The organism is Staphylococcus sp. HMSC034G07, assembly GCF_001835975.1.
Taxonomy (GTDB): domain Bacteria; phylum Bacillota; class Bacilli; order Staphylococcales; family Staphylococcaceae; genus Staphylococcus; species Staphylococcus ureilyticus.
Genome location: NZ_KV826609.1, coordinates 1 through 12,356, shown reverse-complemented (window position 1 = coordinate 12,356; position 12,356 = coordinate 1). Strand labels below are relative to the sequence as shown.

General features: G+C 32.8%; 10 protein-coding genes and 1 pseudogene. 9 read left to right on the top strand and 2 right to left on the bottom strand.

What is annotated here, in order from left to right; translation table 11 throughout:
- Positions 1–68: 68 nt before the first annotated feature.
- From qoxA to rihC, 5 genes are all read left to right on the top strand, one after another.
- A complete protein-coding gene (gene qoxA / locus HMPREF2586_RS08145) occupies positions 69–1,190 on the top strand; it encodes a cytochrome aa3 quinol oxidase subunit II (RefSeq protein WP_070658323.1) in 1,122 nt (373 codons plus the stop codon).
- Complete coding sequence (qoxB, locus tag HMPREF2586_RS08140; protein ID WP_046207902.1) at positions 1,190–3,178, top strand: cytochrome aa3 quinol oxidase subunit I; 1,989 nt, start codon at positions 1,190–1,192, stop codon at positions 3,176–3,178. The genes qoxA and qoxB overlap by 1 nt, the downstream gene beginning before the upstream one ends.
- The gene (qoxC, locus tag HMPREF2586_RS08135) at positions 3,168–3,773 is read left to right on the top strand and encodes a cytochrome aa3 quinol oxidase subunit III (RefSeq protein ID WP_046207903.1); all 606 of its coding nucleotides are present in this window, start codon (positions 3,168–3,170) and stop codon (positions 3,771–3,773) included. Before qoxB ends, qoxC begins: the two co-directional genes overlap by 11 nt.
- Entirely contained in the window at positions 3,770–4,060 is a 291-nt protein-coding gene (qoxD, locus tag HMPREF2586_RS08130; RefSeq protein ID WP_046207904.1) for a cytochrome aa3 quinol oxidase subunit IV, read from the top strand. Before qoxC ends, qoxD begins: the two co-directional genes overlap by 4 nt.
- Before the next feature lie 158 nt (positions 4,061–4,218).
- Positions 4,219–5,127 (top strand): ribonucleoside hydrolase RihC, encoded by a 909-nt coding sequence (gene rihC, locus HMPREF2586_RS08125; protein WP_064209116.1) that lies wholly within the window; start codon positions 4,219–4,221, stop codon positions 5,125–5,127.
- 391 nt (positions 5,128–5,518) lie between these two features.
- Here the strand turns inward: rihC and HMPREF2586_RS08120 are convergent, their stop codons facing one another.
- Together HMPREF2586_RS08120 and HMPREF2586_RS08115 are read right to left on the bottom strand one after the other, a co-directional pair.
- Complete coding sequence (locus HMPREF2586_RS08120; RefSeq protein ID WP_046207906.1) at positions 5,519–6,697, bottom strand: serine hydrolase domain-containing protein; 1,179 nt, start codon at positions 6,695–6,697, stop codon at positions 5,519–5,521.
- Positions 6,698–6,715: 18 nt separating this feature from the next.
- Positions 6,716–8,374, bottom strand: a complete 1,659-nt coding sequence (locus HMPREF2586_RS08115; RefSeq protein WP_064209117.1) for a phospho-sugar mutase — start codon at positions 8,372–8,374, stop codon at positions 6,716–6,718.
- A gap of 456 nt (positions 8,375–8,830) precedes the next feature.
- On the opposite strand from HMPREF2586_RS08115, the gene HMPREF2586_RS08110 reads away from it, so the two are divergent.
- The 4 genes and pseudogenes from HMPREF2586_RS08110 to HMPREF2586_RS08095 all read left to right on the top strand — a co-directional run.
- Positions 8,831–10,132 carry an LCP family protein gene (locus HMPREF2586_RS08110; protein WP_046207908.1) on the top strand — a complete coding sequence of 434 codons (1,302 nt, stop codon included), beginning with the start codon at positions 8,831–8,833 and terminating at the stop codon, positions 10,130–10,132.
- A 22-nt stretch (positions 10,133–10,154) separates the two neighbouring features.
- On the top strand, positions 10,155–10,625 hold the full coding sequence (locus HMPREF2586_RS08105) for a DUF2538 family protein (RefSeq protein WP_019468155.1): 471 nt from the start codon (positions 10,155–10,157) through the stop codon (positions 10,623–10,625).
- A gap of 78 nt (positions 10,626–10,703) precedes the next feature.
- Entirely contained in the window at positions 10,704–11,126 is a 423-nt protein-coding gene (locus HMPREF2586_RS08100; protein ID WP_046207909.1) for a GNAT family N-acetyltransferase, read from the top strand.
- A gap of 236 nt (positions 11,127–11,362) precedes the next feature.
- Positions 11,363–12,356 (top strand): annotated as a pseudogene (locus HMPREF2586_RS08095) (autolysin); the annotation flags it as partial.

Here is a 12,356-nt window from a genome sequence, read left to right as displayed (position 1 = left end):
GTAAATATTGCGTAATATCTTAAAATTGATGGTAAGCCCTACAATTGTAGTATTAGGAGGTCAAAAAAGTGTCAAAATTTAAGTCTTTGCTTCTACTCTTTGGCTCACTAATTATACTTAGTGGTTGTTCAAATGTAGAAGTTTTAAACCCAAAAGGGCCGGTAGCAAGTGACTCGAAGTTCTTGATTATTTATTCAATCATCTTCATGCTTGTTATTATTGCCGCCGTACTTATCATGTTTGCTCTGTTCCTATATAAATATAGATTACACAAAACAGACGAGTCTGGTAAGATGCACCACAATTCTTTAATTGAAACAATTTGGTTTATCATTCCGGTGATCATCGTTATCGCTTTAGCGATTCCTACAGTAAAATCACTTTATATGTATGAAGCTAAACCGGAAAAACAAGACGATCCACTTGTTGTCTATGCAACAAGCGCTGGTTATAAGTGGTTCTTCAGTTATCCTGAAGAAAAAATCGAAACTGTTAACCACTTAACAATACCTAAAGATCGCCCTGTTGTCTTCAAACTCCAATCAATGGATATGATGACAAGTTTCTGGATACCACAATTAGGTGGTCAAAAATACGCGATGACTGGTATGACAATGGATTGGACATTAACTGCTAGCGAAGAAGGTACGTTCCGAGGACGTAACTCAAACTTCAACGGTGAAGGATTCGCTCGCCAGACATTTGATGTTAATTCTGTTAGCCAAAGTAAATTCAAGGATTGGGTAAAAGATGCTCAAAGTCAAAAGGAATTAGATCAAGATACTTTTGATAAACAACTTTTACCAACTACTGAAAATAAAAACTTAACTTTCAGTGGTACGCACATGGCGTTTGTTGATCCAGCAGCTGATCCTGAGTATATTTTCCATGCTTATGATCGTTTCAATTACGTACAGAAAGATCCAAACTTCAATACACCTGAAGAAATTAAAAAAGATGTATTGGATAAACCGAATAAACCTGCACGTAAACCTCAAATCACAAACGCAAACTATGAACGTCATGGTATGAAAGCTATGATTCTAGGCAATAATGAACCATATGATAGTGAATTCAAAGATGAAGAATCACATAATATGGATGAAATGGAAAAAATCTCAGAAGGTGCTAAAGATGAAAAAGCATCTAAAGCTGAGAAAAAAGACCATGAACATGGAGGTGGACATTAATGAATTTCCCATGGGATCAATTACTCGTTCAAGGTAACTGGATGATTACAATGGCGCAAATTGGTGCACCGTTTGCTATCATCGCAGTAATCGCAGTAATTACTTACTTTAAATTGTGGAAATATCTATACAGAGAATGGTTCACGTCTATTGACCATAAAAAAATTGGTGCTATGTATTTAATCTGTGCTGTATTAATGTTCGTACGTGGTGGTATTGATGCCCTAATGATGCGTACACAATTAGCAATTCCAGATAATACATTCTTAGAAGGAAATCACTATAATGAAGTCTTTAGTACGCACGGCGTAATAATGATAATCTTTATGGCGATGCCTTTCATCTTTGGTTTATGGAATGTTATTGTACCTCTTCAAATTGGTGCAAGAGACGTTGCATTCCCTGTATTAAATAACGTAAGTTTCTGGTTATTCTTCTCTGGTATGTTGTTATTCAACCTATCATTTATAATCGGAGGCTCACCTGCAGCTGGTTGGACTAACTATGCACCACTCGCAGGAGAATTCAGTCCAGGACCTGGGGTTAACTACTACCTTATCGCAATACAGATTTCTGGTATAGGTACCCTAATGACTGGTATTAACTTCTTTGTAACAATACTTAGATGTAAAACACCTACGATGAAATTTATGGAAATGCCAATGTTCACGGTTACTACTTTCATTACAGCATTAATCGTTATTTTGGCTTTCCCAGTATTGACAGTTGCGCTAGCACTGTTTACAACAGATAGAATCTTCGATACTGCATTCTTTACAGTCGCAAATGGTGGTATGCCAATGCTATGGGCTAACTTCTTCTGGGTATGGGGGCACCCCGAAGTTTATATCGTTATCTTACCGGCATTCGGTATTTATTCAGAAATTATTCCAACATTTGCACGTAAACGTCTGTTTGGTCACCAAAGTATGGTGTGGGCAACAGCAGGTATCGCATTCCTTAGTTTCTTAGTTTGGGTTCACCATTTCTTCACTATGGGTAATGGTGCATTAATTAACTCATTCTTCTCAATCACAACTATGCTGATTGGTATACCAACAGGTGTTAAATTATTTAACTGGTTATTCACTTTATATCAAGGTAGAATTACATTTGAATCGCCTATGCTATTCGCATTAGCATTCATTCCTAACTTCTTACTTGGTGGTGTAACTGGTGTTATGCTTGCAATGGCAGCAGCCGACTATCAGTACCATAATACGTACTTCTTAGTTGCTCACTTCCACTACACATTAGTAGCTGGTGTTGTATTTGCTTGTTTAGGTGCACTCATTTTCTGGTGGCCTAAGATGACTGGATTTAAGTTAAACGAGACATTAAACAAATGGAGTTTCTGGTTATTCATGATTGGATTTAACGTTTGTTTCTTACCTCAATTCATCCTTGGATTAGATGGTATGCCACGTCGTTTATACACTTATATGCCAGAAGATGGATGGTGGTTGCTAAACGCAATTTCTACTGTCGGTGCATTAATGATGGCACTAGGCTTTATGTTCTTAGTTGCTAGTATCGTATATAGTTTCTTCAAAGCACCACGTGAAGCTACTGGTGACAACTGGGATGGCTTAGGACGTACATTAGAGTGGTCAACTGCTTCAGCAATGCCACCTAAATACAACTTTGCTATTACACCAGATTGGAATGACTACGATACATTTGTAAATATGAAAGAACACGGTAGACACTACTTAGATAATCACAATTATTCTGATATCCATATGCCAAATAATACGCCAGTTGGTTTCTGGATGGGAATTTTCTTCACAATCGGTGGATTCTTCCTTGTCTTTGAAACTATACTTCCAGCCGTTATTTGCTTAATAGGTATCTTTGGTACTATGATTTACCGCAGTTTCCAAGTAGACCACGGTTATCATATTCCAGCTTCTGAAGTAGCAGAAACCGAAAAACGTTTACGTGAAGCACGTATTAAAGAAAGGGAGGCTGTAAGTCATGAGTCATGATGCAAACACTATTGATCAACGTTCGCATGAAGGTAATTTAAATAGACTTGGCTTTTGGGTATTCCTTACAGCGGAAGTCTCATTATTCGGTACGCTATTCGCAACCCTATTAACGCTTCAACACGGTGGCGATTATGGCGGTAAAATGACAACTGAAATGTTCGAATTACCCCTAATTTTAATAATGACATTTGCGTTATTAATTAGTTCTTACACTTGTGGTATTTCTATTTACTATATGAGACAAGAAAAAGCAAAATTAATGACAATATGGATGATTATCACTTTACTATTCGGAGTAGTGTTCGTAGGCTTTGAAATTTATGAGTTTGCTCACTATGTCTCAGAAGGTGTTAACTTAACTATTGGTTCTTACTGGTCTAGTTTCTTTATTCTTTTAGGAACACATGGTGCCCACGTATCTCTAGGGATTGTTTGGATTACATGTCTATTAATTCAAGTTGCAATGCGTGGATTAAATAAAGATAATGCTCCTAAATTATTTATAGTAAGTTTATATTGGCACTTCTTAGATGTTGTTTGGATCTTCATCTTCACTGCCGTATATATGATAGGGATGGTGTTTAGCGGATGAATACAATTGTAAAACACACAGTAGGTTTTATTGGCTCAATCGTTTTGACTATTTTAGCAGTATTCGTAACCCTATACACATCAATGGCACTAAATGCTAAGATTACAATCATCTTTGGCTTTGCCTTTATCCAAGCTGCAGTACAATTATTAATGTTCATGCACTTAACTGAAGGTAAAGATGGAAATGTACAAGGGTTTAAAGTTATATTTGCGGTTATCATTACTCTAATTACAGTTATTGGTACGTATTGGGTAATGCAAGGTGGACACTCAAGCCACTTATAATCCCAAAAAGACTTCTCGAAAGAGAAGTCTTTTTTTTATTCCCGTATCCATGTCCCCTATACCTTTCATTAAATAATTTACTTTGTAACATTTCTTTCTCCAAAAGATGTAGAATATAACTGATAATGCTATTTTTGTAACAGGAGGATTAGATAATTATGAAACAACCAATTATTATTGATACAGACCCAGGTATTGATGATGCAGCAGCGATTAGCTTTGCTTTAAACCATCCAGAATTTGATTTGAAAATGATTTCTACAGTCAATGGTAATGTTGGAATCGAAAAAACAACTGCTAATGCATTAAAAATCAAACGTTTCTTTAATAGCGATGTACCTGTACATAGAGGTGCTTCACAACCACTTTTATCAGCTATTGTAGATGCAAGTGAAGTACATGGTGAATCGGGAATGGAAGGATATACTTTCCCAGAAATCAATGAAAGTGATCTCGATTCTACTCATGCTGTTGAGGCCATGCGAGATGTTTTACTCAAAAGCGAAACGCCTATCACGCTTATTCCTATTGGCCCATTAACGAATATTGCATTATTATTAATGACTTATCCTGAAGTGAAAGCATACATTAAAGAAATTGTATTAATGGGTGGCTCAGCATCTCGAGGTAATGTAACACCATTAGCTGAATTTAACATTTATTGTGATCCTGAAGCTGCTCAAATCGTATTTAATTCTGGCCTACCTATAACAATGATAGGATTAGATGTTGCTAGAAGTTCTAGTTTGACACATGAAACAATTAATGAACTAAAATCAATCAACGAGACTGGTAAGATGTTGCATCAGTTATTCAAACATTATAGAGGAGACGATTTTGAAAAAGGTATTAATGTATATGATGCTTATACATTGCTTTATCTACTGCATCCAGAACACTTTGTTGTACGAGAAGCTGATGTTCAAATTGAAACAGATGGCAAATTAACCAAGGGTGCTTCAGTAGTTGACTTCAAATCTCAATTTCCTAATACAACCGTAGTAATGTCAGTACAAGCAAATATCTTTAAGCAGATGTTTATCGATGCTTTAAAGTATTGTAAGTAAAATTTTAATACACAAATCGCTTGACTCATCTTTTATTATTTACAATTTTTGATCATATGTATGAACTCAGATTCGTAATTAATCATATCTACGACAATCCAGTCTGCATCTTACAAAACAAAAAAGTATTTATTTTGCAGAAAAACTAACACACCTTTTCTAAGGAAATCCATGGACAAACTAATTTAGCGAGATATATCATGCATGTATTTATCTCTAATTAACATTACCGTATAAAAAGCATGCATTTTACGAAACATGAACTATAATTTGTCCTCAAAACATAAACAACTTATTATAAAAGAAAAACCGTCAATTTCTATCGTGGTTTGATAGAAATTGACGGTTATGTTTTAATCAGTGATATTAACACACCTATCACTATTCCCTTTCAATACAACTGTTTTACTCTATTATAATGACCATCTTGATGTAATAACTTAAAGTAAATATGTTTCATTTTATATTCATTATTCATTTTGCCGTTGTCATAATTCGTTGCTAGTACAATAACATAATTATCATTAAAATATACTGTGAATATATTGCCGAAAAAAATGCCATTAATTCTATTTTTATCAGCAAAAGAATAAAAGCCGTATCGGTATGGTCTAGGATATTGTGTAGTCAAACTTTCATGAATAAAAGGCATGGTCGTTGTTTCGTCAAAAATTCTATTGTCTTGTAAATTTAATACCACTTTCCCCATATCATAAGGAGACATGTAAAGGTTACCTGCCCCATCATATTGATTTAATATATTAGGTTTTTGACGAATACGTCTTCCAGTTAATTTATCATTTTTATAACCAACAGCCATATATTTTTGAAAATTTAAATTACTATAACGTGCCGTATATTCTAAATTATATGGTTTCACTAATCTTTCATTTAAATTCTGCATATAAGACTTATGTGTCACCGTCTCTATTACTTTCGATAATATTAAATAATTAGCATCGTTATATTGATATTTATTATATTCTAAAGGGTTGATACCTCTCTGTTGTATTGCATGTGTTGCATCATTTAAATCTTTAAATTTTGGATTAGCTTTATATTTATATAACCCACTTTGATGTAACATTAGTTGCTTAATCGAAAGTGGATAAATTGAATCAAACCATTCTAAATAATGCTTTACTGGCGTCATCATATGAATCTCGTCTTCAATTTCTAATTGTTTTAACATGATACCTGTCAAAAATTTTTGTGCTGAGCCAATTAAAAACATCGTATTAGCATTATTTTCTTCACTCTTTTCAAAATCTTGATAACCATAGCCTTTATTCAATTTAAGTTTACCTTTTTCAAAAAGCGCAATGGTACCATTAAAATGAGTTTGTTCCAAATATTCATCTATTTTATTAATTTGTGGATGTTTGTGATCAACGACTGTTTTTAACTTTTTTTGTTTCTTAGATGATTGTTTTTCATTTTCCTTGGTTGAAATCTTTGAAGGACTAATATAATCTTTCATTTGTTTATAGTGTCTATAACCAGTAAAACTTAAAACCAAAAATATGAAAATGATTAAAACAATGATTATTTTATATTTGTTGACTTTCATGTTGTTGCCTCTTTGTTGTTATTTTATATGATTGATATATTCCTCTTTAAATTGATTTGTTAAAGCATCAATATCTTCTATATTTAATGAGAAATACAACTTGATTTTAGGTTCAGTACCAGAAGGTCTCAATGCAATGAAACCTTCATCAAAAATAAAGCGAATTAAATTGGTTTCAGGTAATGATAATGCCTCAGTACTACCCTCTCTTAAATTTTTAATGGTACCTAATTGGTAATCCTCAACTTGTGCTACTTCAAGACCACAAATCGTTGAAACATCTTTATTTCTAAATTGATCCATTATTTTAGTGATTTTTTCAATGCCTTCTGCGCCTTCAAATGTCGGTGATAGAGTTTTATCTTTATATGCACCGATATGCGCATAAATATCTTCTATTGTATCTTTAAATGTCATTCCGTTATTCGCTAATAAATTTTTATATTTGATTAATAAAGGAACCATTTGTATTGCATCTTTGTCTCTTGAAAATGGCTTTGCTAAATAGCCATGGCTTTCTTCAAAAGCAATTAGTAATTGCTTATCTTGATGAGCACTTTCTGTTTCCAATAAATTTGAAATGTATTTAAATCCTGTTAATACATTATTCACTTCTACATCTAATGCTAAGGCTAATCTTTCCGCAAGTTCACTTGTGACTATAGATTTAATCATGTATAGTTGCTTACCTTCTTCTACTAAATCTTGGAATCTTAATTTAGTAAGCAAAATACCAATTTCATTTCCATTAAAATATCTGTACGTTTGGTCATTATAACGTTCAATTATACCCAATCTATCAGCATCAGGATCAGTCGCTATAATTAATTGTGCATCTGTATCGTTTGCGAGCTTAATACCGCGTTCAAAAACAGCCTCATCTTCAGGATTAGCTATCGCTACAGTTGGAAAATTACCATCTGGGGTTGACTGTTCTTTTTCAATAACAAAGTTATCATAGTTTAATTCTGATAATATATCAGAAGCCAAAGGTAAACTCGTACCATGTAAACTCGTAAGTACGACTTTAGCTTGTTTCTCAGGAATATCCCCTACTAAATCTTTCACTTCATTTTTATAAGCTTCAGTGACTTCATTTGACATATATGTGATTTTATTATCTTCGAGTAATAAATTAAAATCATCTCTATCAATCTGTAGTGGATGCTCAATAGCGTTAATATATTGACTTAAATGTTCTGATTCATTGGGTAATAATTGTCCACCGTTTTGATCGTATATTTTAATCCCATTATAGTTTTTGGGATTATGACTAGCAGTAATCATCACACCTGCACTTGTTTTTAAATATCTCACCGCAAATGATAATTCAGGTGTGGATTTGTAATTTTCTGATAAAATCGTAGTAATATTATTTTGAGCTAAAACAGACGCCATTTCTTCTGAAAATGCTTTCGATAACAATCTTGTGTCAAAATGGATTACGATGGATGGATTATCAAATTTTGCTTTCAAATATTGCGATAAACCCAATGCAACTTTGCGGACTGTAAATGCATTCAATCGACCCGGTCCTAAACCGAAAGTACTACGTATTCCAGCAGTGCCAAATGTTAGGTTTCCGCTAAACCCTTCTTCTATTTCTTTTTCTGTTTGTGCTTCATAAAATTTTTTTACTAAACTTTCATCTAATTTATCCAACCATTCTGATTTCATGGTTATATCCTCCTTGAAACTTCAATATATTAACAATTTATTCATACGGTATTATCTTTGATTTAATTTAATAAATACCAAAAATCGCTATGACTTTAAAATCTCTGCTTAAAAACTTGCTTAAGTAAAAATATTAATATTATCAATCATTGATAACATTTAACATATGCTAATTATATCGTAAGTTTATAAATAAATCATTTTAGCCATGTCGTTTTTCTTAATAATTATTTCTTTTATTTTCATTAAGAATATTTTAATGGTCAACTGTACGCCAATTTATAATTCAAACTTTAGTAGGATAAATTCTTAGTTGATATTTTTTAATGTTAGTTATAAAATTATAAGTTATAGTACAAATTTCTCTTTACAATAATTTAATGAAATAATCAAAAACTTAACATTAGATCAATATTGTAATATATACAAAATCACATACGATGGGGAGCTTCATACATGAATAAATTTTTAAAATATCTTTTAATATTTCTATCTTTAATTCTTGTAGTTGTTCCAGTTATATTTGCCGTTTTATTACTTAAATCGTCACAAGGTGCATTTGAGCATTCATTGAATACGAGCGATACTTCTAGAGAATCAAGTATTCGTGAATCTAAAGTAAACCCGTCTAAAGATCCAATCTCTATTTTATTTTTAGGTATCGATGATAATAGTGGTCGTGAAAAGAATGGGCAAAGTGCTGAACAATCAAGAACTGATGCAATGATATTATCTACTTTTAACGCAGATAAAGAACAAATTCGAATGTTAAGTATCCCACGCGATACAATCAGTTACATTCCAGAAGTCGGCTATTATGATAAAATTACACACGCACATGCATACAACGGCCCTACAGCTTCTATGGATTCAGTAGAAGCTACATTAAATGTGCCCGTTGATTATTATGTAAGAATTAACATGGAAGCATTCGTGGATGCCGTTGATGAACTCGGTGGCATTGAATACGATGTTCCATATAATATTTCTGAACCAAATACAAACGATACAGGAAAAATAAAAGTGAAAAAAGGTCACCAAAAACTAAATGGAGATGAAGCTTTAGCAGTCGCTAGAACACGTCATCAAGATTCAGATTTAAAACGTGGCCAAAGACAGATGGATTTAATTAAAAAGCTATTTATTAAAGCTCAAAAAGCAGATTCATTCAGTAAATTAGATGATGTAATTGAAATAGTAGGTAAAAACGCGAAGCATAATTTAAGTTACAAAGAAGTAAAAGCACTAGCTACATCTTACTTAAAAGATGATGTTAAAATTAAAAGTAAACAGCTAGAAGGTCAAGATGATTATTTAAATGGTGTTTATTACTATAATCCTAATATTAAAAATATACAAGATACTGCAAATCTTTTGCGCAGCGATTTAAATTTACCTAAAATTAAAGATACAGACGATTTCTTAAATAAACGTGTCATCGACTTTTATGGTACACTCGTACCACAAACAGAAATTGATAGTAGTTTATTACGTAAAAATCAAAAAGATAGCTCTGAGGAAGATGAAGACGATTCAAATTCACAATCGGAACAAAATAATTCAAATTCACAAGATCCAAATTCTACAAATGAAAATCAACAAAATAATATGAATCAAACAGATAATAACCAAACGACAGAGCAACCGAACGATTCAAATCAACAATCTGATTACAACCAACAAATAGATCCTAACCAACAGCAGCAGGATCCAAATCAACAACAAAACACACAAGAATTACAAACAAATCTATATTAAGCTGTAGAGAGGAGATCGCGACATGTCACGAAAAACATATGAAAAATTAGCGAATATAAACGGTATGTTTAACGTTTTAGAACAACAATTAATCCATAGTAAGGATATGGCACTTTTTAGAAATGAATTTTTCTATGTTAATCACGCACATCGTGAAAACTATGAAGCTTTACGAATCTACTACAAGGATAGTGAAACCAACCCTGTTGTAGACGGTGCATGTTATATCGTAGCACTACCCGAAATTTTTGATAAAGTTGATGTTTTTGAATCAGAACTACCTTTTTCTTGGGTTTATGACCAAAATGGTATAACGGAAACAATGAAAGAACTTAGTGTACCACTACAATATTTAATTGCAGCAGCCCTTGAAGTAACAGACGTCAATTTATTTAGGCCGTCAGGTTTTACTATGGGGATGAACAATTGGAATATTGCACAAATGAGAATTTTTTGGCAATATACTGCATTAGTACGTCAAGAAGCTCAATAATACATTAAATAACTACCCTATTACATTATAAATGTGATAGGGTAGTTTTATTATATTCAAAAGAAATGAGGTTTTATCATGTTCGAAGTGGTTACTACATCTAAAATGTTGGATGATGCATACGAAATTAGAAAAGCAGTTTTTGTTCATGAACAAGGAGTCCCGCTTGAAAATGAAATAGATCAATTTGAATCTACCGCTACTCATGTCATAGGTTATGATGAACTACACTCCCCTTTTGCAACTGGAAGGTTTAGACCCTATCAAAATGGAGCAAAAATTGAGCGCGTAGCAATTTTACCAACACATAGAAAATCAGGTCATGGCAAAGCTTTAATGCTTTTTATTGAAACAGTAGCAAAAGAACAAGGGTATAATATGTTAACGCTTAATGCCCAATGCCATGCACAACGCTTTTATGAATCTTTAGGTTATAAAGCTTCAGGTGATATTTTCTTAGAAGAAAATATTGAACATATTTTAATGAATAAAACAATTTGAACTAAATAATTTAATAAAGTTGCAGTTAATGTACATCTTTATTATGTAATATTCCAAAGAGTGTAATATTTTAATATATTTAAAATTAGGCGTATTTCCGCCTTTTCTTAAATTATTTCTACTTTTTTAGTGTCTTAATAAGATTAATTTTATATTACAAATCTATGAAATCAATTCAATTAAACTATCTTCGTATTATAATGGTATTAAATATTAATAATAAAAGGGGCAGTTAAATGACTAATAAAAAGTTGAATTATAAGGTACCTTCAATAGTTGCATTGACGTTAGCTGGTACAGCTTTGACAACCCATTATGCACATGCAGCTGATAATACACAAAATCAGAAATCAAATAAAAATGTGTTGAATGATGAAAATACCTTAAAGCAAAGCGAAGAAATAAAATCTGAAGTTAGTAATCCAACGACAAATATTTCAGGGACACAAACATACAATGATCCAAGTCAAGTGCAAGAACTCAAGTCAGATGAACCTGAAAATTATGATGCACAATTAGACGAACTAAACAAAGACACATCAAGTCAAAATACATATTCTACACAAAATCAAGAAAATCAAAATAATTCTGACAGCAATAAAAATACAGATGCCCAAGCAGTAAATAATGATGTTTCTATAAGTACTGATGTGAAAACCGACAGCACTAACGTAGCAGATCAGAATGATGATAACGCTAATGTTGCTCAAGATGATAATGCTTCTGATGTTGCTGACTCTGAGGTCGCTTCTGATGAATCAACTTCTGATTCTACAAACGATAATAGTACTACTTCCAACACTAATGAAAGTAAAGACGACAACACTAACGTAGCAGATCAGAATGATGATAAAACTACTGTTGCTCAAGATGATAATGCTTCTGATGTTGCTGACTCTGAGGTCGCTTCTGATGAATCAACTTCTGATTCTGCAAACGATAATAGTACGGCTTCCAACACTAATGAAAGTAAAGACGACAGTACTAACGTAGCAGATCATAATGATGATAACGCTAATGTCGCTCAAAATGATAATGCTTCTGATGTTGCTGACTCTGAGATCGCTTCTGATGAATCAATTTCTGATTCTGCAAACGATAATAGTACTACTTCCAACACTAATGAAAGTAAAGACGACAGCACTAACATAGCAGATCATAATGATGATAAAACTACTGTTGCTCAAGATGATGATGCTTCTGATGAATCAACTTCTGATTCTGCAAACG

What these genes read in the sequence shown, in the direction of transcription:
- qoxB (WP_046207902.1), top strand. Translation starts at nt 1,190, where the DNA reads ATGAATTTCCCATGGGATCAATTACTCGTTCAAGGTAACTGGATGATT.
- qoxC (WP_046207903.1), top strand. Translation starts at nt 3,168, where the DNA reads ATGAGTCATGATGCAAACACTATTGATCAACGTTCGCATGAAGGTAAT.
- qoxD (WP_046207904.1), top strand. Translation starts at nt 3,770, where the DNA reads ATGAATACAATTGTAAAACACACAGTAGGTTTTATTGGCTCAATCGTT.
- rihC (WP_064209116.1), top strand. Translation starts at nt 4,219, where the DNA reads ATGAAACAACCAATTATTATTGATACAGACCCAGGTATTGATGATGCA.
- HMPREF2586_RS08120 (WP_046207906.1), bottom strand. Translation starts at nt 6,697, where the DNA reads ATGAAAGTCAACAAATATAAAATAATCATTGTTTTAATCATTTTCATA.
- HMPREF2586_RS08115 (WP_064209117.1), bottom strand. Translation starts at nt 8,374, where the DNA reads ATGAAATCAGAATGGTTGGATAAATTAGATGAAAGTTTAGTAAAAAAA.
- HMPREF2586_RS08110 (WP_046207908.1), top strand. Translation starts at nt 8,831, where the DNA reads ATGAATAAATTTTTAAAATATCTTTTAATATTTCTATCTTTAATTCTT.
- HMPREF2586_RS08105 (WP_019468155.1), top strand. Translation starts at nt 10,155, where the DNA reads ATGTCACGAAAAACATATGAAAAATTAGCGAATATAAACGGTATGTTT.
- HMPREF2586_RS08100 (WP_046207909.1), top strand. Translation starts at nt 10,704, where the DNA reads ATGTTCGAAGTGGTTACTACATCTAAAATGTTGGATGATGCATACGAA.